This window comes from Pseudonocardia lacus (assembly GCF_018531445.1).
In the GTDB taxonomy this organism is placed as follows: Bacteria; Actinomycetota; Actinomycetes; order Mycobacteriales; family Pseudonocardiaceae; genus Pseudonocardia; species Pseudonocardia lacus.
Map to the genome: position 1 here is coordinate 21,314 of NZ_JAHDTH010000042.1, position 22,875 is coordinate 44,188.

General features: G+C 74.2%; 21 protein-coding genes. 4 read left to right on the forward strand and 17 right to left on the reverse strand.

Translation table 11 applies throughout. From position 1 onward, the window contains the following. Position 1: 1 nt before the first annotated feature. The 11 genes from KIK08_RS11905 to KIK08_RS11955 form a co-directional block, all read right to left on the reverse strand. Positions 2 to 1,888 (reverse strand): helix-turn-helix domain-containing protein, encoded by a 1,887-nt coding sequence (locus KIK08_RS11905; RefSeq protein ID WP_214403134.1) that lies wholly within the window; start codon positions 1,886 to 1,888, stop codon positions 2 to 4. Between the two features lie 45 nt (positions 1,889 to 1,933). Next, positions 1,934 to 2,626, reverse strand: a complete 693-nt coding sequence (locus KIK08_RS11910) for an ABC transporter ATP-binding protein (RefSeq protein ID WP_214403135.1) — start codon at positions 2,624 to 2,626, stop codon at positions 1,934 to 1,936. Then, positions 2,626 to 5,388 carry an ABC transporter permease subunit gene (locus KIK08_RS11915; RefSeq protein ID WP_250556831.1) on the reverse strand — a complete coding sequence of 921 codons (2,763 nt, stop codon included), beginning with the start codon at positions 5,386 to 5,388 and terminating at the stop codon, positions 2,626 to 2,628. The genes KIK08_RS11910 and KIK08_RS11915 overlap by 1 nt, the downstream gene beginning before the upstream one ends. Next, positions 5,388 to 6,614: an acyl-CoA dehydrogenase family protein gene (locus tag KIK08_RS11920; RefSeq protein WP_214403137.1), complete on the reverse strand. Its 1,227-nt coding sequence runs from the start codon at positions 6,612 to 6,614 to the stop codon at positions 5,388 to 5,390. Before KIK08_RS11920 ends, KIK08_RS11915 begins: the two co-directional genes overlap by 1 nt. Continuing rightward, the gene (locus KIK08_RS11925) at positions 6,611 to 7,471 is read right to left on the reverse strand and encodes an enoyl-CoA hydratase-related protein (protein WP_214403138.1); all 861 of its coding nucleotides are present in this window, start codon (positions 7,469 to 7,471) and stop codon (positions 6,611 to 6,613) included. Before KIK08_RS11925 ends, KIK08_RS11920 begins: the two co-directional genes overlap by 4 nt. Beyond that, entirely contained in the window at positions 7,468 to 9,000 is a 1,533-nt protein-coding gene (locus KIK08_RS11930; protein ID WP_214403139.1) for an acyl-CoA synthetase, read from the reverse strand. The genes KIK08_RS11925 and KIK08_RS11930 overlap by 4 nt, the downstream gene beginning before the upstream one ends. 4 nt (positions 9,001 to 9,004) lie before the next feature. Then, positions 9,005 to 10,207, reverse strand: a complete 1,203-nt coding sequence (locus tag KIK08_RS11935; protein WP_214403140.1) for an ABC transporter substrate-binding protein — start codon at positions 10,205 to 10,207, stop codon at positions 9,005 to 9,007. Positions 10,208 to 10,377: 170 nt separating this feature from the next. Beyond that, the gene (locus KIK08_RS11940) at positions 10,378 to 11,508 is read right to left on the reverse strand and encodes an acyl-CoA dehydrogenase family protein (protein WP_214403141.1); all 1,131 of its coding nucleotides are present in this window, start codon (positions 11,506 to 11,508) and stop codon (positions 10,378 to 10,380) included. A gap of 47 nt (positions 11,509 to 11,555) precedes the next feature. Continuing rightward, positions 11,556 to 12,749 carry an acyl-CoA dehydrogenase family protein gene (locus KIK08_RS11945; protein WP_214403142.1) on the reverse strand — a complete coding sequence of 398 codons (1,194 nt, stop codon included), beginning with the start codon at positions 12,747 to 12,749 and terminating at the stop codon, positions 11,556 to 11,558. A gap of 14 nt (positions 12,750 to 12,763) precedes the next feature. Then, positions 12,764 to 14,233 carry an AMP-binding protein gene (locus tag KIK08_RS11950; RefSeq protein ID WP_250556835.1) on the reverse strand — a complete coding sequence of 490 codons (1,470 nt, stop codon included), beginning with the start codon at positions 14,231 to 14,233 and terminating at the stop codon, positions 12,764 to 12,766. A gap of 14 nt (positions 14,234 to 14,247) precedes the next feature. Further along, entirely contained in the window at positions 14,248 to 15,045 is a 798-nt protein-coding gene (locus KIK08_RS11955) for an enoyl-CoA hydratase/isomerase family protein (RefSeq protein WP_214403144.1), read from the reverse strand. A 397-nt stretch (positions 15,046 to 15,442) separates the two neighbouring features. Here KIK08_RS11955 and KIK08_RS11960 point away from each other — a divergent pair, with 397 nt between their 5' ends. Continuing rightward, entirely contained in the window at positions 15,443 to 16,234 is a 792-nt protein-coding gene (locus KIK08_RS11960; protein ID WP_214403145.1) for an SDR family oxidoreductase, read from the forward strand. A gap of 49 nt (positions 16,235 to 16,283) precedes the next feature. Here KIK08_RS11960 and KIK08_RS11965 read toward each other — a convergent pair whose 3' ends face one another. Together KIK08_RS11965 and KIK08_RS11970 are read right to left on the reverse strand one after the other, a co-directional pair. Beyond that, positions 16,284 to 17,213: an SDR family NAD(P)-dependent oxidoreductase gene (locus KIK08_RS11965; protein WP_214403146.1), complete on the reverse strand. Its 930-nt coding sequence runs from the start codon at positions 17,211 to 17,213 to the stop codon at positions 16,284 to 16,286. Continuing rightward, on the reverse strand, positions 17,210 to 17,821 hold the full coding sequence (locus KIK08_RS11970; RefSeq protein ID WP_214403147.1) for an NAD(P)-dependent oxidoreductase: 612 nt from the start codon (positions 17,819 to 17,821) through the stop codon (positions 17,210 to 17,212). Before KIK08_RS11970 ends, KIK08_RS11965 begins: the two co-directional genes overlap by 4 nt. Positions 17,822 to 17,909: 88 nt before the next feature. Between KIK08_RS11970 and KIK08_RS11975 the strand changes: the two genes are divergently transcribed. After that, the gene (locus tag KIK08_RS11975; protein WP_214403148.1) at positions 17,910 to 18,491 is read left to right on the forward strand and encodes a TetR/AcrR family transcriptional regulator; all 582 of its coding nucleotides are present in this window, start codon (positions 17,910 to 17,912) and stop codon (positions 18,489 to 18,491) included. A 38-nt stretch (positions 18,492 to 18,529) separates the two neighbouring features. Here KIK08_RS11975 and KIK08_RS41660 read toward each other — a convergent pair whose 3' ends face one another. Further along, a complete protein-coding gene (locus KIK08_RS41660; protein WP_308257594.1) occupies positions 18,530 to 19,168 on the reverse strand; it encodes a helix-turn-helix domain-containing protein in 639 nt (212 codons plus the stop codon). Positions 19,169 to 19,211: 43 nt separating this feature from the next. Then, entirely contained in the window at positions 19,212 to 19,775 is a 564-nt protein-coding gene (locus KIK08_RS11985) for a helix-turn-helix domain-containing protein (protein ID WP_214403150.1), read from the reverse strand. 48 nt (positions 19,776 to 19,823) lie between these two features. Between KIK08_RS11985 and KIK08_RS11990 the strand changes: the two genes are divergently transcribed. Beyond that, a complete protein-coding gene (locus KIK08_RS11990) occupies positions 19,824 to 20,651 on the forward strand; it encodes a class I SAM-dependent methyltransferase (protein WP_214403151.1) in 828 nt (275 codons plus the stop codon). A 30-nt stretch (positions 20,652 to 20,681) separates the two neighbouring features. Here the strand turns inward: KIK08_RS11990 and ald are convergent, their stop codons facing one another. Further along, a complete protein-coding gene (ald, locus tag KIK08_RS11995; RefSeq protein WP_214403152.1) occupies positions 20,682 to 21,812 on the reverse strand; it encodes an alanine dehydrogenase in 1,131 nt (376 codons plus the stop codon). 122 nt (positions 21,813 to 21,934) lie between these two features. Between ald and KIK08_RS12000 the strand changes: the two genes are divergently transcribed. Next, positions 21,935 to 22,336, forward strand: a complete 402-nt coding sequence (locus tag KIK08_RS12000; RefSeq protein WP_214403153.1) for a VOC family protein — start codon at positions 21,935 to 21,937, stop codon at positions 22,334 to 22,336. On the opposite strand, the gene KIK08_RS12005 is transcribed toward KIK08_RS12000, so the two are convergent. Further along, positions 22,314 to 22,875: hypothetical protein (locus KIK08_RS12005; protein ID WP_214403154.1), on the reverse strand; the 562-nt coding region annotated here is incomplete at its 5' end. The two genes, KIK08_RS12000 and KIK08_RS12005, sit on opposite strands and share 23 nt — an antisense overlap.

The following is a 22,875-nucleotide window of genomic DNA, read 5'->3' on the forward strand; positions in this document are numbered from 1 at the left end:
GTCAGCTGTCGTGGTCCGGCGCCCGCTCCCACGGGTCCGGGAGGTGGGCCAGCGCGCCCCGCATGCGCAGCACCAGCAGGGCGAGCCGGACGTCGACCTGGGCGTCCGCGTCGGTCCGCACCGCGAGCCCGCTGAGCTGCTCGAGGCGTTCGAGCCGGTTGCGCACCGTGTTCTCGTGCACCCCGAGCCAGTCGGCGGTGCGGCGGACGCTGCGGGTCAGCGCGAACCAGGCCTCGGCGGTGGTGATCAGCTGGTCGGCCTGCTCACCGGCCAGGACCGCGCCGAGCACGCGGTCGATGAGGTCGTCGGCGTCGTTGCGGTTCATGCCGCGCAGGAAGAACCGCGCCGACCCCAGCCGCTCGGCCGAGAGCACCGATGGTGCGCCGCCGCCGTCGAAGCGCGCCACGCAGGCCACGACGTCGCGGACCTCGGCGTGGGCGCGGGCGAAGCCGCGGATGCCGGTGAACTCCGAGGACACGACCGCCCGCACCCGCCCGCCCAGCTGCAGCCGGGGCAGCGCGTGCGCGAGCAGGTCGGTCGCCGTGCGGCCCTCGGCGGACACGGCGACCAGCACGCCGTCCGGGACCGTGCAGGCCACGGTCTGGCGGCCGCCGTGCGCCTCCAGGACGTCGATGACGCGGTGCGCGTCGGGCAGCGTGGTGGCGGCGTCGGCGGGGGCCAGCAGGCAGAGGTGGCGACGGTGGTCCGGGTCGAGGCCGACGGCCTCGGCGCGCCGGGTCGCGACGACCGGATCGGCCGCGCCGGTGACGAGCTGGGCCAGCAGCGTGGCGCGGGCGTCGGTCTCGGCGGCCGCGGCGCGGCGCTCGGCGCTGAGCCCGAGCGCCAGCACGGTCGCGGCGCGCCTGCTCACCACCGTGTCCTGCGCGGTGAACCGGCCGCCGTGCTCCAGGAGCACGAGCGTGCCGTAGCGCTGCTCGCGCACGACGATCGGCGCGACGAGGCAGCGCCAGCGCAGCCCGATCGCCGGCGCCGGCTCGACGATCACGCTCTGCCGGCCGGTGGCGCGCTGCAGCGCCTCGCGGACCTGGGGGTGGTCGCGGACCCCCGGCTCCAGCAGCCGCGGGACGACCGGCTCGCCGAGCGGCGGGGAGGCCGACACCAGCAGGTTGTGCTCGGCGTCGTGCACCGCGCACGGCTTGCCGGTGAGGTCGGTGATGCCCTGGGCGACCTCGCGCAGGCTCGCCCCGGCCACCACCAGCTCGGTCAGCCGGGCATCGATCGCGGCGGCGTGGCGCAGCTGCTGGTTCTGCTTGGCCTGCGCGGCCAGCGACTCGCGCAGCTCCGCGGTCGTGCGGCACTGGGCCACCGCGACCGCGGAGAGCTCGGCGAACGCCGAGGCGATGTCGCGCTCGGCGTCGGTGAACACGTGCCGGCGGTCCTCGTCGTCGAGGGTGAAGATGCCGATCACCCGCCCGCGCAGCAGCATCGGCACGCCCATGATCGAGCGGACGCCGAACGCCTTGACCATGTACCGGAACAGCCGCTCGTCGGTGTCGGCGCGGGCCACGACCAGCGCCCGGCGGTTGGCCAGGATCTCCTGGGTGAAGCGGTCGCCGGGCAGGCCCATCGTCAGCCGGCGCACGGCGGCGTCGGTGGCGTGGTGGCGGGAGTCCTGCCCGACGCGCCCCTGGTAGCGCCCGGACTCCTCGTCGCCGAGGTAGATCGTGCCCCGGCGGACGCCGACCAGCCGGGTGATCTGGTCGACGACCAGGTGCAGCACCTCGTCGAGGGGACGCTCGGCGATCATCGCGCCGGCGACCCGGCTGAACGCCTCCACGACGCGGGCCGTGGACCTGCTGGACCGGTGGTCCTGGATCCGGCGCGCGACGCCGGTCGGCGCCGCCAGCGGCACCATCAGCTCGGTCATGACCCTCCCACCAGCGACGACAGCCGCCTGACCACCGACGATAGGTCAACTCCCGGTCGACAGGTAGAGCCCCTCGATCTCGGTGAGGCGCTCGCGGGCCTCCTCGGCGTCCACGGCCATCTCCACGGTCCCGCGCCGCATGACGTAGACCCGGTCCACGTACCGCAGGGCCTTGCGCACGTGCTGCTCCACCAGCAGCACGCCCGTCCCGCGGGTCTCGGCCGCGTGCCGGACCGCCGCCAGCAGGCGCTCGACGACGAGCGGGGCCAACCCCAGCGACAGCTCGTCGGCCAGCAGCAGCCGCGGTCGCCGGGCCAGCGCCCGGCCGAGCACGAGCATCTGCTGCTCCCCGCCGCTGAGCAGGCCCGCCCGCACGTCCAGCCGCGACTCCAGCTCGGGGAACAGCGCGAGCACGTCGTCGACGCCGCAGCCGCCGAGCGCGATGTTGTCACGCGCGGTCAGCGCCCGGAAGATCGAGCGCTCCTCGGTGACCAGGCCCAGGCCGTTGCGGGCGCGCCGGAACAGCGGGCCGCGCGCGGGGGCGCCGTCGATGAGGACCTCCCCGCCGATCGTGGGCAGCTCACCGCACACGGTGAGCAGGGTCGTGGTCTTGCCGGCGCCGTTCGCGCCGAGCAGGGCCACCACCTCGCCTTCGCCTACCCGCAGGTCGAGGTCGGTCACGACGGGGCGACCGCCGTAGCCGGCGCGCAGGCCGCGCGCTTCGAGCAGGACCGCCATCAGTCGTCCCTCCCGGCCGTCGCCGCTGTGGGTTCCGATGTGGGTTGCGGTGTGGGCTGCGCGGTGGGTTCCGCTGTGGCGTCGCCACCGAGGTAGGCCGAGATGACGGCAGGGTCGTTGCGCACGTCCTCCGGCGGCCCGGCGGCGATCGTCGCGCCGAAGTCGAGGACGACGATCTCGTCGCAGGTCGACATCACGAACGTGACGTCGTGCTCGATCACGAGGATCCCCATGCCCCAGTCGGCGGCCAGGCGTCGCACGAGCTGGCCGAGCTCGGCCGTCTCGGCCGACCCCAGCCCGGCGGCCGGCTCGTCGAGCAGCAGCACGCTCGGACCGGTGGCCACGGCCCGGGCGATGGCCAGCAGCCTGCGCTTGCCGTAGGACAGGTTCTCCACGACCTCGTCGAGGTCGCCGGCCAGGCCGAACTCCTCGATCGCGGCCAGGACCGGGCCGGGCAGCGGGGCCGCCACGGGGTACACCAGGTCGCGCAGGTAGGACAGCCCGTCGCGGGGGTCGGAGGCGGCTCGCAGGTTGTCCAGCACCGTGAGGTCCTCGAACAGCTCCAGCGACTGGAACGACCGGCTCAACCCGGCCTGCGACCGGCGGGCGACGTCCCACTGGTCGATCACCTGCCCGTCGAGGCGGATCGCGCCGGCGGCCGGGGCGACGAACCCGGTGACGCCGTCGATGAACGTCGTCTTGCCGGCCCCGTTCGGGCCGATCAGCCCGACGATCCGGCCGGGCTCGACGGCCAGCGACACGTCGTCGACGGCGGTGGTCCGACCGAACCGAACGGTGAGGCCCTCGACCTCCAGGCGCTTGGGCGCCATCCGGTCGCGCACCCCCGACGCCGGGGGCAGCCGGGTGGGCGCCACCGGGGCGCGGGTCCGCCCGACCAGCCCGCCGATCTTCGTCCCGACCCAGCGGAGCTGGCCGATCGCCTCGCGGGCCATGCCGTCCTGGTTCTGCAGGACCAGCAGGATGAGGATGGCGCCGCTGATCAGCTCGAGGTACTGGGCCACCCCGGAGAAGATCGCGTCGGAGATGTTGGTCCCGATCGCGCCCGGGGCGAGCGTGCCGCCGATGAGCGGACCCGCCAGGTAGCCGACCCCGCCGATCACCGCGAACCCGACCGCGGTGATCGACTTCAGCGCGTCGAACTGGGTGAAGAAGATCGAGCTGTCGCGGAAGGCGATCAGGATGCCGCCGAGCGCGGCGAACGCGGCCGAGACGCCGAAGGCGTACAGCTTGGCCGCGCGCACCCCGATGCCCAGCGCCGCCGCGGCCCGCTCGTTGGTCCGCACGGCCAGCAGGCGCCTGCCCGTGCGGCCGCGGCGCAGGTTGGCCGCGACGAGCGCGCACACCACGAAGCAGGCCAGCGCGAACAGGGCGTACCGCTCGGGGTGGCCGACCGCGTCGATCTCCAGGCCGAACAGCGTCGGCGTGCCGACCTCGGTGCCCTGGAAGCCACCGGTGTAGTCGCCGTTGTTGAACAGCATCAGCTGGATGGCGGTGCCGAGCCCGAGCGTCACGATCGCCAGCTGGATGCCCCGCGAGCGCACCGCCGGCAGCGCGAAGAGCACCCCCAGCGGCACGGTGGCCAGCACGCCGAGCAGCACGGCCAGCCAGAACGGCAGCCCGGCCGCGGCCACCAGCGTCGAGGCCACCCAGGCCCCGAACCCGGCCAGCGCGAACTGGGCCAGCGAGAGCTGGCCGGTGTAGCCGGTCAGCACGACGATCGAGAGCAGTACGCAGGCCACGCCGAAGGTCATCACCAGGCCGTCGACCCAGCTCGTCTTCAGCGTCAGGATGAGCGCGACGGCGACCGCGATCGCGATCAGCACGGGCACCGGCCGCACCCGGCCGGTGCCGACCGAGGGCAGCCGCTGCAGGAAGAAGTCGCGCAGCGGCAGGTCGCGGCCCCGCACGAGCATCACGATGACGATCAGCACGAACGGCACCGAGCGGGCGAAACCGGGCTGGTCGACGAAGCGGTCGGCCTCGGTCTGCAGGATCCCGACGAGCATGCCCGCGGCGAACGCGACCGGGAACGACCGGAAGCCGGCGATGAGCGCGGCGGCCATCGCCGCCAGCACCAGCGTCGTCATGCTCATCGCCTGCAGGGTCACGATCGGCGAGACGAGGATGGCGGCCAGTCCGGCGAGCGCCGAACCGAGCGCCCAGTTCAGCGCGGCGATGCGGTCCGACGAGCGGCCCAGTGCCGCGGCGGCGCGCTCGTTCTCGGCCACCGCCGAGGTCGCCCGACCGAACATGGTGAACCGGTAGAGCGCCCACAACCCGAGGCACAGCGCCGCCGCGATGGCCAGCAGCACGATCCGGTCGGCGGAGATGACCACGTCGCCGAACAGCCGCAGCACGTCCGCGGGCAGTTCGTTCTCCACGAACGTCGTGTCGTTGCCGTAGCGGAGCACGGCCGCTGACTGCAGGACGATGAGCACGCCCAGCGTCGCCACGGTGCGGGCGATGGGGGAGGCCCGCCGCAGTGGCCGCATGATCAGCGCGTAGGTCAGCGCGCCCAGCACGGCCGAGGCGAGGATGCCGACGACGAGCGCGACCCCGAACGGCAGGCCCTGCTCGACGCGGACCTCCCAGGCGACGTAGGCGCCGACCATGCCGATGGCGCCGTGCGCGAAGTTCAGCACGCCCGAGCCGCGGTAGACCGCGATCAGGCCGAACGCGGCCAGCGAGTACAGCGCGCCCAGGCCCAGGCCCAGCAGCGCGAACCGGATGACCTCCTCCATCACGACCGGTCCTTCGGCAGGCCGAGTACGCGCTCGGCGACGATGTTGCGCTGGATCTCGTCGGTGCCCCCGCCGATGCCGAACGAGGGCTGTTCGAGCGAGACGATCGACCAGGCGAACGTGCCCCACTCGCCGGTGTCGGCGACGATCCGCGGGCCCAGCACGTGCTCGATCAGCTCGCTGGTTCGGCGCAGGGCGTCGACCAGCAGGATCTTGCCGATCGAGAACCGGGGGCCGGGGTCGCTGCCGGAGCGCAGCTCCTCGGCGCACCGCTCGCCGAACCGCTCCACCAGCCGCGACGCCGTGTAGGCGCGGGCGGTCAGGTCGCGGGTCAGCGCGCTGCCGTCGCCGTGGCGGCGCACCAGTTCCAGCAGCATCCCGGGGTCGACGGTCTTGGTCGAGTTGCCGGTGCCGATCGAGGAGCGTTCGCTCATCAGCGTCGAGATGATCACCGCCCAGCCCTGGCCCGGCTCGCCGAGGCGGTGGGTGTCCGGGATGCGCACGTCGGTCAGGAAGACCTCGTTGAACGACGAGTGCCCGGTCAGCTGGCGGATCGGGCGGACCTCGACACCGGGGTCGTGCATGTCGACGATGAACGCCGTCAGGTTGCGGTAGCGGGGGCCGTCGGGGTCGGTCCGGCAGACGATCAGCCCGATGTCGGAGAAGTGCGCCCCGGAGGTCCAGATCTTCTGGCCGTTGACCACCCAGTCCCCGCCGTCGCGCACGGCGCTGGTGCGGATGCCGGCCAGGTCCGAGCCGGCCTCCGGCTCGGAGAACAGCTGGCAGGACACGGTCTCGGCGCGGGCCAGCCGCGGGGCGAGCGCGTCGCGCAGCTGCGCGGACGCCCAGCGCACGACGGTCGGCAGGACCATGTGCAGGGTGACCGCCAGGATGCTGGGGTCGGGCAGGTCGAACCCGGCCTCCAGGTTCTTGAACGCGGTCTCGTAGTGGGTCGGCAGGCCCGCCCCGCCGAGCTCGGGCGGTCCGGTGACCCAGCCGAAGCCGGCGTCGAGCTTGCGGGCCTGCCAGGCCCGGGCCGCCAGCACGTCGGGGGCGTCGGGCCCGTCGGCGCCGTCGTCGATCAGGTTGACGTCGTCGCTGCCCTCACCCCAGGTCCTGGCCTGCTCGCTGCGCCGCCGGGAGCGGGATTCGAGCAGGGCGAGCCCGCGCTCCAGGAAGGAGTCGAGCGTCTCGACGGGCGGGGCGGCGGTGCCGGTCGCGCTCATCCGCCGGTCCCGCCCGCGACCGGCGGCAGGATGTGCTCGGGCACCCGCCCGTCGCCCCGCCAGACCGGGTCGCGCTTCTCCAGGAAGGCCTCGATCCCCTCGGTCGCGTCGAGCTGGCGGGTCATCCAGGCGAACACGCGGCTCTCCCGGGCCACGGCCTCCCCGGCGCCGTGGAACCCGGCCGAGAGGTAGGCGAGCCGGCGGGTGCCGGCCACCGCGGTCGGGGCGGTGTTGCGGCCGATGTCGTCGGCGATCTCCAGGGCCTTGTCGAGCACCTGGTCGGCCGGGACGGCGGCCTTGGCGAGCCCGAGCTCGACCGCCTCCCGCCCGCTGATCATCCGGCCGGTCATCAGCAGGTCGAGCGCGTTGGGCAGCCCGACCAGCTTCGGCAGCACGAAGTGGGCGTTGGCCTCGGCCACCACCCCCCGCCGGACGAAGACGAAGCCGATCTTGGCGTCCTCGGCGACGATCCGGATGTCGGCCAGCAGCGGGAAGGTGATCCCGACGCCGACGGCGTGGCCGTTGATGGCCGCGATGAACGGGGTGCGCAGGTCGGCGAAGTCCAGCGCCAGGCCCTGGTCGCCGTAGCCGTCGGCGAGGGCGTCGTCGTCGTCGTAGGCGCCGAAGGGGGTGTCGCCGGAGAGGTCCTGGCCGGCGCAGAACGCCCGCCCGGCCCCGGTGACGACGATCGCGCGCACGCCCGGGTCGTCGTCGAACGCGGTGAGCGCGCGGTCGATCTCGCGACCCATGTCCTGGTGGTAGGCGTTGAGCCGCTCGGGCCGGTTCAGCGTGATGATCCCGGTGGTCCCGCGCCGCTCGACGAGGATGGATCCGAACTCGGTGCTGGTCTGGGTCACGCCCGCTCCTTCTGGAGGTACTCGTCGCGCAGCAGCCGCTTGTAGAGCTTCCCGTTGGGGTCGCGCGGCAGCTCGGGCCGGAAGTCCAGGCTGCGCGGCTGCTTGTAGCCGGCCAGCTCCCGCCGGCACAGGGCCAGCAGGTCGTCGCGCAGCTCGTCGCCGCCGACGCCGTCGACGGGTTGGACGACGGCCTTGACCTCCTCGCCGAACTCCTCGTTCGGCACGCCGAACACCGCCACGTCGAGGACCCGCGGATCGGTGATGAGGGCGTCCTCGATCTCCTGCGGGTAGATGTTGACCCCACCGCTGATGATCGTGAAGTTCTTGCGGTCGGTGAGGTAGAGGTAGCCCTCGGAGTCGACGTGGCCCAGGTCGCCGACCGTCGCCCAGCCCTTGTCGTCGTAGGCGCGGGCGGTCTTCTCGGGGTCGTTGTGGTACTCGAAGGTCGGCCCGCCGGAGAACCAGACCTCGCCGGTCTCCCCGGTCGGCACCTCCTCGTGGTCGTCGCCGAGGATGTGCAGCTCGCCCATGACCGCGCGGCCCACCGTGCCCGGGTGCGCGAGCCACTCCTCGGCGGTGGTGAACGTCGAGCCGATCATCTCGGTGGCCGAGTAGTACTCGTTGATGATCGGGCCCCACCAGTCGAGCATCTGCTCCTTGACGTTGCGGGGGCAGGGCGCGGCGGCGTGCAGCGCGATCCGGTGGGTCCCGCCCTCGTAGCGGGCCCGGACCTCCTCGGGCAGGCGCAGCATCCGGACGAACATCGTCGGGACCCACTGGCTGTGGGTGATGCGGTAGCGGTCGAGGGTGTCCACGGCCAGCTCGGGGTCGAACTTCTCCAGCGTGACGACCTGCCCGCCCAGGCGCTGGACCATCATCGAGAACACGATCGGCGCGGAGTGGTAGAGCGGCGCGGTGGACAGGTAGACCGTGTCCGGGCCGATGTCGTAGTGCGGGCCCTGGAACAGCTCCCGCAGCGGGCCCTGCAGCTCGGCGGGGTGCAGCCCGGTGAGCGGGCGCTTGATGCCCTTCGGCCGGCCCGTCGTGCCCGACGAGTACAGCAGCTCGCGCCCGTCGGTCTCGTCGTCGATCGGCGTGGTGGGCATGTCCGCGACGGCGTCGTCGTAGGACTCGTAGCCGTCCAGCTCGCCGCCCACGACCAGGGCCACCTCGACGCCGGGGCACAGCGCGAGCAGCTCGGCGGCCGCGGGTGCCGACGCCTCGACGACCAGCGCCTTGGCCGCGCAGTCGCCGACGATGTAGGCGTCCTCGGCTGCGGTCAGCCGCGGGCTGAGCGTCGTGTAGTACAGGCCCGAGCGCTGCGCGGCCCAGGTGATGTCGAGGAACGGGGGTCGGTTGCCCATCAGGATGGCGACGCCGTCGCCGACGGTCAGCCCGCGCCTGCGCAGCAGGTGGGCCAGCCGGTTCGAGCCGGCGTCCAGGTCGGCCCAGGTGACGGTGTGGCCGCTGGGCACGTAGGTCTGGGCGACGGCCGACGGTGAGGTCTTCGCGTAGATTCCGGGGTACATGCGATCACCCCGCGCTCGGGGCCGCGTCCGGGTTCGGCTGGCCGAAGAACGTCTTGGTCTGGTCGTGGAACTTGCCGTCCGTGGCGACGAGCTTCCCGCCGCTGACGGTCTGGAAGCCGGTCGAGCGGCCGAACAGCCGGGCGAAGTTCTCCGCGCCCGGGGCGTCCCACGGCGTGGTGTAGTCCATCGGGGTGGTGAGACCGCCGGAGTCGACGTCGGTGGTCTTGTTCATCTGCGCCATGACCGTCTCGGCGGTGATGTCGCCGTCGATGGCCTTGGCGATGTTGGTGAACACGGTGTGGCCCGCCCAGCCGCCGATCGCCAGCGACAGGAACTGCTTGCCCTCGCCGTACTGGGCGATGGCCTCGCGGTAGGTCGCCAGCTCGGGGCCGTCCTCGCCGCTCGGGGCGTAGTTGAACGCGCGGGCCGAGCCCTCCAGGTAGTCCGGGAACTTCGACACGACGCTGTCGTCGAAGGTGGAGTGGCCGATCAGCGGCACGTCGACCCCGGCCTGCTGCAGCGCCGGGATGAGGGCGCTGTAGTTGGCCTGGCCCATGTTCGTCACCAGGCAGTCGGCGCCGGCGACGGCCTCGGAGACCTGGGCGCTGTAGTCGCCGGGCTCGGCGGGGACCGAGACGTGGCGCAGCGGCTGCTTGCCCTGGCTGGCCAGCCCCGAGGTGATCCAGTTGACGGTGGACTGCTCGGCCGGGTTGGCCACCGTGACGATGGCCGGGCTGTCGCACATCGAGCCGGCCAGCGCGCCCTGGCCCAGGACCATGCCCAGCCCGCCCGCGCTGGTCGGGAACACGTTGGTGCCGGAGAACTCGGCGGGGGTCTGCGGCGTGGCCGGCTGGAACGCGATGCCGGCGTCGGCCAGCACGGGCACGATCTTGTCGCCGAAGGCGGTGTAGCTGCCGGTGACCGCCACGACGCCCTCGTCGACCGCCTCGCGGGCGCACTTGGCGGCCTGGTTCGGGTCGTTGCGGTCGTCGCACAGGACGACCTCGTAGGGCCGGCCGTTGATCCCGCCGTTGGCGTTGACCCACTTCTCGTACACCTGGGCGATGTCGTGGTACCCGGGGAACGAGAGGGTCTGGGAGTTGACCGGCGCGATCGTCATGACCTTGACCGGCTCGCCGGTCAGGCCCGCGGTGGAGTCGTCGTCGGACTCCCCACCGCCCGCGCAGCCCGCCGCACCCAATGTCACGCACAGCATTCCCACGAGTGCCCGGATCACCGGACGCCGTCCACGAGAATTCGTCACCGCTATCTCCTTCGGTAGCAGTCGGCCCTGCTGCGGGCAGCGGGCATCGCACAGAAAAATGGGGGATTTCGAGAAGGTGCAGAGCAGGTCGGGCGGAACCGTTCGGGGACCGCTCAGACGCCGATGTGGTCGGCCAGCAGGGCGCGGTGGTGCGCGGCCCCGCCGAGGAGCTGGGCCGAGGACTTGGCCCGCTTGAAGTAGAGCTGCGCGTCGCACTCCCAGGTGAAGCCGAAGCCCCCGTGGACGTGCACGCAGTCGGCCGCGACGCGGGAGAGCGCGTCGGTGGCCGATGCCTTGGCGATGTGGGCGGCGATCGGCAGCCCGGCATCGTCGTCGGTGTCGCCATGGGTGTCGGCGAGCGCCGCGGCGTGGGTGACCGCGGCCGCGGCCGCCTCGACCGCGGCGTGCCCCTCGGCGATCCGGTGCTTGACCGCCTGGAAGGAGCCGATCGGCCGGCCGAACTGCACGCGCTGCTTCGCGTAGGCGACGCTGGTCGCGACGCACCGCTCGGCGGCGCCGACCTGCTCGGCGGCCAGCGCGATCGCCGAGGACCGCAGCGCCCGGGTCAGGGCCGCGGTCGCGTCCCCGGAGCCCAGCCGCCGGGCCGCGGCGCCGTCGAGGTCCACGCGGGACTGCGGGCGGGTGAGGTCGAGGACCTCCAGCGGCGTGCGGGTGACGCCGTCGGCCGCCGCCTCGACGGCGAACAGGGCGAGGTCGTCCCCGTCCCGCGCGACGACGAGCAGCACCGTCGCGGCCTGGCCGTCGGGGACGAAGAGCTTCGTGCCGGTCAGCCGGTGCCCGTCCCCGGCCGGCGCCGCCCGCATCGCGACGTTGGCCAGGTCCCAGTCGGCGGCGGGCTGCTCGGGGAGGGCGACGGTGGCGATGGTCGAGCCGTCCGCGATGCCGGGCAGCAGGTCCCGCCGGGCGCCCGCGTCGCCCACCGCGAGCAGCGCCTGCACGGCCAGCACGGAGCTGGAGAAGTACGGCGCGCACAGCAGGGCGGCGCCCATCTCGCGCAGCACGACGGCGAGCTCGCGGTGGCCGAGCCCCAGGCCGCCGTGCTCCTCGGGGACGGCCAGCCCGGTGAGCCCCAGGTCGGTGCCCAGGGCCCGCCAGAGGGCGGGGTCGAAGCGGTCGGGCAGGTCCATCGCCCGGCGCACGTCGGCGGTGGTGGAGCGGTCGGCGAGGAAGTCGCGCACGGATGTGCGCATGTCCTGCTGCTCGACGGTCAGGGTGTGGGTCATCGGGCTCGCTTCCGGCCGTGAAGGGGGGTGGGTCGGCGGCGGGGCGGTCAGGCCTTGGGCAGGCCCAGCACGCGCTCGGCGACGATGGTGCGTTGGATCTCGTCGCTGCCCCCGCCGACGCTGTAGGCGGGGATCTCCAGGCCGACCAGGTGCCAGGCGTAGGTGCCCCACTCGGTGGTGTCGGCGACGGCGCGGCCGCTGAGGACGTGGTCGACCAGCTCCGCCGTGCGGTTGAGCGACTCGACGAGCAGCACCTTGCCGAGGGAGAACCGCGGGCCGGGCGACCCGCCGTCGAGCACCTCCTGGGCGCAGCTCGCGGCGAACCGCTCGGACAGCCGCTGCGCCACGTAGGCCCGCGCGGCCAGGTCCCTGGTCAGCGCCGAGCCGTCGCCGTGGCGGCGCACCAGCTCCATCAGCAGTGCCAGGTCGACCGTCCGGTTCGACCGGCCGCTGCCGATCGAGAGCCGCTCGTTCATCAGCGTCGACACGGCGACCTGCCAGCCCTCGCCGACCGGGCCGAGGCGGTGCGAGTCGGGGACGCGCACGCCGTCGAAGAAGACCTCGCTGTAGCCCTCGGCCCCGGTGGCCTGGCGGATCGGGCGCGCGTCGACCCCGGGCGAGGACATGTCCACCAGGAACATCGTCAGGTTGCGGTGCCGCGGCGCGGCCGGGTCGCTGCGGGCCAGCAGCAGGCCGACGTCGGACAGGTGCCCGTGCGAGGTCCAGATCTTCTGCCCGTCGACGACCCAGCCGTCGCCGTCACGGCGGGCCGTCGTGCGGATGGCGGCCAGGTCGGAGCCGGCCTCCGGCTCGGAGAACAGCTGGCAGCCCACGACGTCCGCGCTCGCCAGCCCGCGCCCGACCGACTCGCGCACCCCGGGCTGCGCCCACCGGGCGACGGTCGGGCGCACCATGTGCAGCCCGACGCTGAGGATCGTCGGGTCGGGGATGGCGTAGCGGTCCTCCAGCCTGCTGAACGCCACGTCGTGCTCGATCGGCAGCGCACTGCCGCCCAGGTCGCGCGGTCCGGTGATCCAGCCGTAGCCGGCGGCGAACTTCGTCGCCTGCCACGACCGCGCGGCGAGCACGGCGGGGGAGTCGGCGCGATCGGCGCTGTTGTCGAACAGGCCGACGTCGTCGCTGCCCTCGCCCCACCGGGCGGCGCGGTCGGGCGCAGGCGCGGCCGACGCGTCGAGGAACGCCCGCGCCCGCTCGGTGAACTCGTCGACCCCGATCGTCACGGCCGCTCCTGTCGTCACGGCCGCTCCCGCTCGGCCACGAGCGCGCTGCGGCGCAGCTTGCCCGCTTCGTTGCGGGGGAGCGCCCGCACGATCTCGATCGTCTTGGGCACCTTGTAGGGCATCAGCGAGGCCTTGCAGTGCGCCCGCACGGCCTCCGCGGTCACCGTCGCGCCGGCCAGCGGCTCGACGACCGCGTGCACGCGCCTGCCCCACTCGCCGTCGGGCAGGCCGATGACCGCGACGTCGCCGACCTCGGCCATCTCGCTGATCGTCGCCTCGACCTCGGCCGGGAACACGTTGGCCGCACCGGTGACGATCATGTCCAGCCGGCGGTCGACGATGGTGAGGTAGCCGTCCTCGTCGAGGGACCCCAGGTCGCCGACGCTGGCGTAGCCCTCGTCGTCGACCGGGCCGAGGTCGCGGCCGATGTAGCGGTAGCGCGGCTCGGTCCGGCCGTTGGCCCGCATGTAGACCTCGCCGGTCTCGCCGGGGCCCAGCGTCCGGCCGTCCTCGCCGACGATCTTCACCGCGCACTCGGTGGCCCGCCCGACGGTGCCCGGGTGCTCCAGCCACTCGTCGCCGCGGATGATCGTGAACCCGACCTGCTCGGTCGAGGTGTAGAACTCGTAGAGCCGCTCGGGGCCGATCAGGTCGATCCAGCCGCGCTTGACCCACTCCGGGCACGCGCCGCCGGCGTGGATGAGCGTCTTCAACGAGCTGAGGTCGCGCTTCTCGACGCCGGGCACCTTGAGGACCCGGGCCATCATCGTCGGCACCAACGTGGTGATCTCCGGGCGGAACCGCTCGACCGCGTCCAGGAAGGCCTCCGGGGTGAACCGCTCCAGCGCGGTGACCTCCCGGCCTTCGAGCGTGCCGTAGTAGGTGACGATGAAGCCGATGCTGTGGAACACCGGCGTGGCCAGCAGCACGGGCTGGTCGAGCCGGTAGCCCAGCTGCACGCCCAGTTCGCCCAGCGAGTAGCCGGGGACCATCTGCGCGGCGCCGAACGCGCTGATCAGCTTCGGGACGCCGGTCGAGCCGCCGGACGGGAAGACGATCACCGGGTCGGCGACCCGGGTCGGCAGCGGGGTGTCGTCGCCGTCGTCGAGCACGGCGAGCACGTCGGCCGAGCCGAGCGCCTCGACGGCCACGTCGCCCACGACGAGCCGCGGTGCCGCCGTCTCGACCAGGCGGACGAGCTCCCACTCGGGGATGCGGGCGTTGAGCGGCAGCACGGTGGCCCCGAGCTGCCAGGCCGCGAACACCGAGGCGTTGTGGGCGCGCCCCAGCGGCAGCGCCACGGCCACCACCGAGCCCTGCCCGACGCCGCGGTCGGCGAAGGCGTGCGCGAGGCGGGTGGCGTCGCGGCGCAGCCGGGCGTAGGTCATGGTCTCGACCCCGCCGTCGAGGCGCACCAGCCGCTGGACGACCTGGTCGGGGCGCTCCCGGGCGAGTCGGTCGAGGATGTCGGGGAAGTCCTGCATCTCCGGCACGGCGCTCACCGGCCCTGGTACGCCGGGTCGCGGCGCTCGAGGTAGGCGCGCACGGCCTCGCGGTGGTCCTCGGTGCGGAACAGCCTGGCGTGGACCGGTCCGAGCCAGTCGCCGAAGCGCTCCCAGTCCGGGTCCGACACCCGGCGCATCGCCTGCTTGGAGGCCTCGACGACCAGCGGCGGCTGGCCGGCGACGGTGCGGGCCACCTGCAGCGCCCGTTCCAGCGCCTGCCCCTCCGGCACGACCTCCAGCACCAGGCCCCACTCCGCGGCCTGCTCCGCGGTGATCATCTCGCCGGTCAGCAGCATCCAGGTGGCCCGCTCCCGCCCGATCAGCTGCCAGAGCCGGCCGAAGCCGGTCGCGTCGGCCGCCTGGCCGCGTCGGATGTAGAGCTCGGCGAACTTGGCGGTCCGCGCGGCGACGCGCAGGTCCGCCATCAGCGCCAGGCCCATCCCGTAGCCCACCGCCGGCCCGTTGACCGCGGCGATGATCGGGTAGTCGCGGCTGAGCAGCAGCCGCGAGGTGCTGTCCAGGGCCGGGTCCGCGCCCATGTCGACGCCGTCGCCCTCGCCGTTGTTGAAGATGTCGACGACGTCGTCGCCCGCGCAGAACCCGCGCCCCTCGCCGGTGATCACGAGCGCTCGGGTGCGCAGCGACCCCACCGCGTCGGCGATCTGGTCGTGCGTCTCGAACCGCACCGCGTTCATCCGCTCGGGGCGGGTCAGGGTGAGCACGGTGATGCCCGGTTCCGGCTCCTCGATGCGGATGTCGGAGTACGTGCTGTCGCTGCTGGTGAACCCCATCGTTCGCCTCCTCGTCGTCGGCCCGCGCACGGTCGCCGACCGACGAGCGCACGGGCAAGGACCGGGTTCTGGGCGGTTGTGCCCGCCCACACCGCTACGGTCCGTGCTCTCGGGCTGACCGAGCGCGGTGGCGAGGCCGGCTCCGATGCCGGTACCTCGGCGAAGCCGCTGGTCGGAGGGTCACGCGGGTCGACGACGACCGCGGCGGCGATGACGCAGCGGCCGAGGGCGGTCGCGGTGCGGAGCACGCGGGACGCACGGCGCCGTTCCCGGCTGTGGGAACCCACAACCGGTAGGGGCGCGGCCCGCGTTGCCGGCCCGGTGCCCTCCCGGACCCGACTTGACATCGACATCACTTTCACCTCTGCTGATCGCGACTCGATGGGGAGGACAACTCGTGAGCGCGTTCAGCGACGGCCTGATGGCCGACCGCACGGTGTTCGTGGCCGGCGGCACCAGCGGCATCAACCTCGGCATCGCCCGCAGGTTCGCCGAGCTCGGCGCCCGGGTGGCGGTGGCCGGCCGCGACCCGGACAAGGCCGCGGCCGCGGCGGGGTCGATCGGCGCCGGTGCGCTCGGGCTCTCGGCCGACGTGCGCGACTACGCCGCCATCCGCGCCGTGATGGAGCGGGTGGCGGGCGAGCTCGGACCGCTCGACGTCGTGGTGTCCGGCGCGGCGGGCAACTTCCTGGCCCCGGCGGCGCAGATGTCGGCGAACGCGTTCCGCACGGTGGTCGACATCGACCTCAACGGCACGTTCAACGTCTTCCGCGGCTGCTACGACCTGCTCCGCACACCCGGCGCCTCGCTGATCGCGATCACCGCGGGGCAGGCCGTGAACGCGACCCCGCTGCAGGCGCACGCGTGCGCGGCCAAGGCGGGGATCAACCAGCTGGTCCGGGTGCTGGCCATGGAGTGGGGCCCCGACGTGCGGGTCAACGCCATCTCGCCCGGCCCGATCTCCGGCACGGAGGGCATGGCCCGCCTCGCGCCGGACGAGAGCGCCCGCGAGGAGTACTACGCCCGGATCCCGATGAAGCGGTGGGGCGAGGTCGAGGAGGTCGCCGAGGCGGCGATCTTCCTCAGCAGCCCGTCGGCCGGCTACGTCAGCGGGGCGATCCTGGACGTCGACGGGGGCTCCCAGCTCGGCGACGCCAGCCGGACCTCGGTGCGGAAGGGCCTGGCCTGAGCCTCGCCCGTCGGGTGTCCCACCGACGGGCCGGACAGGGCCGCGCCGCTCAGGGCGCGGCCGTCGCCCAGGCGAGGCTGAGCCGCCACGCCGTCGCCCGGATGGCGGGGTCGTAGGAGGTGTCGGGGGAGCGCGCTTCGCGGTCGCGGACGTAGTAGCGCCCGGTGGTCGTCGTGAGGTCGGGATCGGTGGCCAGCCGCAGCGCGGCCGCGGCGCCCTGCTCGGGGGTGAGCAGGCGCCGGTGGATCACCGAGCGGAACGGGGAGAGCACAGCGGGCACCAGGTCGTCGACGATCCCGGTGCTGACGATGCCGGGGTGGACGGCGTTGACCGTCACCCCGGTGTCGCGCCAGCGCTCGGCGAACCCGTAGCCGGTGATCGTGGCCAGCAGCTTGGCCCTGGCGTAGGCGGTGAAGGGCGCGTAGCCCTCGGCGGGGTTGATGTCGCGCACGTCGCGGACGGCCGAGAGGTCCGGGGAGACCGGTCGCGGGCGGCCGAGCCGCGGCACGGGCACCCGGCGGGCGTCGGACATCGCGGCGGACACGACGTTGACGACCCGGGCCTCGCCCGCGGCGAGCAGCCGGTCGGCCAGGTGGTGGGTGAGGGTGAAGCCGGCGAGGTGGTTGACCGCCAGGTGCGCCTCCACGCCGTCGACGGTCAGCCTGCGCTCGCGGAAGTGGGCTCCGGCGTTGTTGACCAGGAGGTGCAGGGCGTCGTGGCGCGCGGCGAGCTCGGCCGCGAGGCGGTGCAGGTCGGCCCGGGCGGCGAGATCGCCGGTGAGCACCTCGACGCGGTCGGCGCCGATCTCCCGGGCGATCCGCTGCCGCAGCGCCTCGCCGCGGTCGGGGTCGCGGCTGGTGGTGACGACGTGCGCGCCCGCCCTGGCCAGCTCCGTCGTCAGGACGCGGCCCATCCCGCCGGTGCCGCCGGTCACGAGTGCGGTGCGCCCGGTCAGGTCGGCCGTGGCGGCGGCACTCACGCCGCGATCCGCGGGGTGGCGCGGAGGTAGGCGGGGGTGAGGGCCTCGCGGACGAGGAAGTCGGCGAGGTCGGTGCGGGAGACGGCGGAGGTCAGCCCGATGCGCAGGTCGGGCCCGGTGCGGTAGCGGCCGGTGGGGGCGCGGTCGCGCAGGGCGGCCGGGCGGACGATCGTCCAGTCGGTGTCGGAGGCCCGGATGAGCGCCTCCATCGACTCCTTGTCGCGCATCTTGTGCGCGACCGACGCCCACAGCGCCACCGAGTAGAGCGAGCGGTCGCGGCTCTCGGCGGCCCCGTGGGCGCTGACGGCGACGAGCCGTCGGACCCCGGTCGCGCGCATCGCGGCGAGCGTGGCGCGCACGGCGTCGGTGCACAGCGTGACCGGGCCGCGGGCGGTGGGGCCCAGCGCGCTGATGACGGCGTCGTGGTCGGCGACGACGCGGGTGAGGCGGTCGACGTCGGTCGGATCGGGGAGCACGGCGACGACCAGCCCGGGTGCGGGAGGTAGTGCGCCTTCGCGACGGACGACGGCGGTGACGGCGTGACCGGCGCGCAGGGCGGTGTCGACGGTCGCCCGTCCGGTGCCCCCGGTGGCGCCGAGGACGACCACGCGGGCGGCTTCTGAGTCAGTTTGTCTCATAAATCGACTCTGGCACGGCGACTACTTCTGAGTCAACTTGTCTCATAGGATGCGGGCCATGGCCGATGCCCCGGACCCCCGCGTCACCCGCAGCCGTGCGGCGGTCCTGGCCGCCGCGCGGGACCTGCTGCGCGAGGAGGGTCCGGCGGCCCTCACCCACCAGCGGGTGGCCGCGCGCGCCGGCGTCGGGCGGGCCACCGTCTACCGGCACTGGCCGCAGCCGGAGCAGCTGCTGACCGACGCGATGGCCGGTGTGTCGATGCCGTTCTTCCTCGACCCGACCACCCCGGTCCGGGCGTGGTTGCGCCAGCAGCTGCGCGTGCTCGCCGACGAGCTGGTCCTGCCCGACGTGCTCGCGGTGACCACCTCGCTGCTGCACGGCGCGGTGTGGCAGCCCGCGATCACCGAGCGCCGCGACCGGCTCGCCGCGGCCATGGCCGACCGGCTCCGCCGGGCCTTGGCCTCGGCTGTCCACAGTGGGGAGCTGCGTCCGGCCGGCGACCTCGACGACGCCGCGGCGCTGCTGATCGGCCCCCTGCTCTACCGGGCCGTGCTCGAACCGCGGCGGCCGGTTCCCGACACCCTGATCGCGCGCCTGCTCGACCAGGTGGGCGCCTGGGCGGACGACGGGACGTCGTGACGCGCCGGGGCCCCGGCCCGCTCGGGTGTGCGCTCCGGCTATTCGCGCAGGTCCCCGTAGGCCACCACGGACAGGAAGCGGATCGGCAGTTCGACGAGCTCGCGGGGGCCGTGCGGCCCTTCACCATCGAGCTGCAGCGCATCGCCGGGGCGCATGGTGTAGCTGGAGTCGCCGTGGCCGTAGACCATCTCGCCGTCGAGCATGAACAGCAGCTCCGTGCCGGGGTGCTGGAAGAGGGGGAACTCCTCGCTGCGCTCGGTGAGGGTGACCAGGTGGGCCTCCATCCGCTTGTGCGGCCCGCGCAGGGCGCCCAGCAGGGTGTAGTCGTGCCCGATGCGGGTGCCCCTGGCCACGATGCGCGCGCCGTGGCCGGCCGGGGTGTGCACGGCCTCGCGGGGGATGTCGGCGTCGCGGAACAGCGAGGTGGCCGGGACGTCCAGGAAGTGGGCCAGCCTCGCGACGGTCGTCAGGCTGCACGACGTCTGGGCGTTCTCGATCTTGGACAGCATCGGCTTGGAGATGCCGGTGGACAGCGCCAGGTCCGCGAGGCTCATGCCGGCCGCCAGCCGCAGCCGGCGCACCTGCTGGCCGATCGCGCGTTCGAGCCGGCCCACCGTCGGCGCCGCCTCGGCGACCTCGCGCGCCGCGGGGCCGTGCTCGGGGGGTGGTTCGCTCACGGACTGCACCCCACCAGGCTATGGGCGCCGCGCGGCCGGGTGGTCAGTGCGTGCCCAGGTGGGTGCGCCGGCCGTCGTGGTCGAGGATGCAGAGGATCTCGGCGGGCCCGCCCGCGCAGCCGAACGCGTGCGGCACCATCGTCGAGAACGCGGCCGCCTCGCCCGTGCGGACGGTGATGGTGCGCTCGGCCAGCCGTAGCACCGCCGTGCCGGACAGCACCGTGAACCAGTCGCGGCCGGGGTGCACGCGCAGCTCGGTCGGCGCCGGGCGGGTCAGGCGCATCTTGACCACCGTCGTGCCCGCCGCGCCGTGCTCGCGGGAGAGCAGCCAGGTGGTCGTGCCGTGCTCGTCGTTGCGGTGCGGGCGGATGACGACGTCCTCGTCGCGCCCCGACTCGACCAGCTGGTCGAGCGTGGTGCCCAGGGCCCGGGCGAGCGGGGCCAGCTGGTCGAGGGCGATCCGGCGGTGGCCGGTCTCGATGCGGCTCAGGGTGGACGGGCTCAGGTGGCTGCGGGCGGCGAGCTCGTCCAGCGACCAGCCGCGCGCGACCCGCAGGCCCCGGATGCGCTGGCGGACCAACGCGTCCAGTTCTCCGTCTTGCGTCATACGCAAGAGGATATGCCAATCCTGCACGACGCGGGTAGCGTCGCGGGCATGCCGCACGACCACCACGACACGCACACCTCCCACGAGCCCCACGACCACATGGCCGAGATGCTCGACCTCGACGCCGCCGTCCTGCACGACTTCCACCGCGAGGTGATCGGCTGGGTCGGTTCGCTGACCCCCGACCGGGCGCACGTCGTCGACGTCGGCGCCGGCTCCGGGACCGGCACCCTGGCCCTGGCCACGCAGCTGCCCGGGGTCCAGGTGACCGCCCTCGACATGGACCAGGACCTCCTCGAGCACCTGCGTCGCCGGGCCGCCGAGGCCGGCGTCGCCGACCGCGTCCGCACCGTCCGCGCCGACCTCGACCAGGGCTGGCCCGACCTCGGCGCCCCGGCCGACCTGGTCTGGGCCTCCGCCTCGATGCACCACCTGGCCGACCCGGCCCGCGCGCTCGCCGACGTGCGCGCCGCGCTGCGCCCCGGCGGCCGCTTCGCGATCGTCGAGCTGGACTCGTTCCCCACGTTCCTCACCGACCCGGCCGGTGCGGCCGTGGAGGAGCGCTGCCACGCCGAGCTGGCCCGCATGCGCCACGAGCACGGCATGCACATGGACGAGGACTGGGGCGCCCGGCTCACGGCCGCCGGCTTCGAGGTCGACGGCCAGCGCCGGTTCGACCTCGAGCTGCGACCCCCGCTGCCCCCGCTGGCCGGGCGCTACGCCCAGGTCGGGCTGCAGCGCGCCCGCCACGGCCTGGCCGACCGGCTCCCGTCCGACGACCTGGCCGCCCTCGACGCGGTGCTCGGCACCCTGCCCGACCGCGACGACCTCGTCGTGCGCGCCACCCGGTGGGTGTGGATCGGGCGCCGGCCCTGAGCCGGTCACCACTGCGACCCGGCTCGTGGATCAGCGGCCGTCGAGCAGGTCGGCCGGATCGGTGCAGGGCAGCTCGTGCGCCCGGGCGACCGGCTCGCTGGCCAGCCGGCCGTCGAGCGTGCTCAGGCCGTGGCGCAGGGCGGGGTCGGTCCGCGCGGCGCCGACCACCCCGTGCCGGGCCACCGTGACCAGGTAGGGCAGCGTGGCCGAGGTGAGGGCCAGCGTCGAGGTGCGGGCCACGGCGCCGGGGATGTTGGCCACGCAGTAGTGGGTGACGCCCTCCTCGACGTAGGTGGGCTCGGAGTGGGTGGTGGGCCGGCTGGTCTCGAAGCAGCCGCCCTGGTCGATGGCGATGTCGACGACGACGCTGCCCGGGCGCATCGCGGCGATCATGTCCCGGGTGACCAGCTTCGGGGCCTTCGCGCCGGGCACCAGCACCGCCCCGATCACGACGTCGGCGTCGGCGACGTAGGCCGCGGTCCGGGCCCGGTTGGGCATGACGAGGTCGAGCCGGCCGCCGAAGATGTCGGACAGGTAGGCCAGCCGGGTCGGGTTGGTGTCCAGGACGCGCACGAGCGCCCGCATCCCCAGCGCGATCTTCGCGGCCTCGGTGCCGGCCACGCCGCCGCCGATGATGAGGACGTTGGCCGCGGGGGTGCCGGGCACGCCGCCGAGCAGGATGCCCGCGCCCCCGGCCGGGCTCTCCAGGTGGTGCGCCGCGGCCTGCACGGCCATCCGGCCGGCCACCTCGCTCATCGGGGTCAGCAGCGGCAGCCTGCCGTCGGCGGTCTGCACCGTCTCGTAGGCGATCGAGCCGATGCCGCGGTCGATCAGGAACTCGGTGAGCCCGCGGTCGGCCGCGAGGTGCAGGTAGGTGAACAGCTGCTGGCCCTCGCGGAAGCGGTGGTACTCCTCCGGCACCGGCTCCTTGACCTTGACGACCAGGTCGGCGGCGGCGAAGACCGCGTCGGCGTCCGGCGCGATCTCGGCGCCGACGGCGGCGTACTCGTCGTCGGGGAAGCGCGACCCGGTGCCCGCCCCGGACTGCACCACCACCCGGTGGCCGCCGTGGACCAGCTCGACGGCGCCGTCGGGGGTCAACGCCACCCGCTTCTCGTTGTCCTTGATCTCGCTCGGTACCCCGACGACGAGCGTGTCCATGGCGCCTCCCTTGTCCCGCACCTGCGCGGACGAGCTCTCCGGTGCCGATGATGGCGGGCCGGCCCGGTCCGCGGGGTCCCGCCACGCGGGACGCACCCGGGCGCGGCTGCCATCGTGCACGCATGGCTTTCCTGCAGCTCTCCGCGGTCCTCGTGCACGACTACGACGACGCGATCGACTTCTTCACCCGGGCGCTGGGGTTCGAGCTGGTCGAGGACTCGCCCGCGCGCACCGACGACGGCCGTCCGAAGCGCTGGGTGGTCGTCCGCCCGCCGGGCGGGCAGACCGGCATCCTGCTCGCCCGCGCCGACGGCGAGCGCCAGGTCGCCGGGGTCGGCGACCAGCACGCCGGTCGGGTCGGCTTCTTCCTGCACGTGGACGACTTCGACGCCAGGTACCAGCACATGCGCGCGGCCGGGGTGGAGTTCCGCGGCGAACCCCGGACCGAGCCCTACGGTCGGGTCGTCGTCTTCCGGGACGTGGCGGGCAACCTCTGGGACCTCATCGGCCCAGCCGCCCCGTGAGGCCCGCCGGGGTCAGCGGTGCGCGCGGCCCCAGACCGCGGACCAGCCGCCCCGCCCGAGCAGCGCGGCGGGGGCGAGGAGCCCGTGCTCGGCGAGGCGCCGCTCGAACTCCGCGACCGGCGCGCCGAGCTCGGCCGCGGCGGGGAGGGCGCGCTGCCAGGGGCCGCGCTCGTCGAGGACGTCGGAGGGCGGGAAGCCGTGGCACCGCGCTCGCCCCGGGCGCCGTCAACCGCACGGTGCCGTCGGCGGGCCCGGCGCACGTCGCGGCGATGACCAGCGCGCACAGCAGCTCGCGCGGGGGGTCGCGGACCACCGTCAGGGCAGGCGCCCCGGTGGCGTGCAGCTCGCCCATGGCCCGGCGGACGGCCCGGCCCACGGCGTCCATCGCGTGCGCCGGGGCGATCTCGGGCCGGCGCACCAGCGCCCGCAGGCCGCGGGGCAGGGGTGCGTCGCCGGTGAGCGCGGCGAGCCGGTGGTGCTCGCGCTGCGCCGGGTCGAGGCGGGCGAGGGCGGTGGCCAGCGGGCGGACGCGGGTCGCC

Coding starts and splice junctions, on each gene's coding strand:
- KIK08_RS11905 (WP_214403134.1), bottom strand. CDS start 1,888: ATGACCGAGCTGATGGTGCCGCTGGCGGCGCCGACCGGCGTCGCGCGC.
- KIK08_RS11910 (WP_214403135.1), bottom strand. CDS start 2,626: ATGGCGGTCCTGCTCGAAGCGCGCGGCCTGCGCGCCGGCTACGGCGGT.
- KIK08_RS11915 (WP_250556831.1), bottom strand. CDS start 5,388: ATGGAGGAGGTCATCCGGTTCGCGCTGCTGGGCCTGGGCCTGGGCGCG.
- KIK08_RS11920 (WP_214403137.1), bottom strand. CDS start 6,614: ATGAGCGCGACCGGCACCGCCGCCCCGCCCGTCGAGACGCTCGACTCC.
- KIK08_RS11930 (WP_214403139.1), bottom strand. CDS start 9,000: ATGTACCCCGGAATCTACGCGAAGACCTCACCGTCGGCCGTCGCCCAG.
- KIK08_RS11940 (WP_214403141.1), bottom strand. CDS start 11,508: ATGACCCACACCCTGACCGTCGAGCAGCAGGACATGCGCACATCCGTG.
- KIK08_RS11950 (WP_250556835.1), bottom strand. CDS start 14,233: ATGCAGGACTTCCCCGACATCCTCGACCGACTCGCCCGGGAGCGCCCC.
- KIK08_RS11955 (WP_214403144.1), bottom strand. CDS start 15,045: ATGGGGTTCACCAGCAGCGACAGCACGTACTCCGACATCCGCATCGAG.
- KIK08_RS11975 (WP_214403148.1), top strand. CDS start 17,910: ATGGCCGATGCCCCGGACCCCCGCGTCACCCGCAGCCGTGCGGCGGTC.
- KIK08_RS11985 (WP_214403150.1), bottom strand. CDS start 19,775: ATGACGCAAGACGGAGAACTGGACGCGTTGGTCCGCCAGCGCATCCGG.
- KIK08_RS11990 (WP_214403151.1), top strand. CDS start 19,824: ATGCCGCACGACCACCACGACACGCACACCTCCCACGAGCCCCACGAC.
- ald (WP_214403152.1), bottom strand. CDS start 21,812: ATGGACACGCTCGTCGTCGGGGTACCGAGCGAGATCAAGGACAACGAG.
- KIK08_RS12000 (WP_214403153.1), top strand. CDS start 21,935: ATGGCTTTCCTGCAGCTCTCCGCGGTCCTCGTGCACGACTACGACGAC.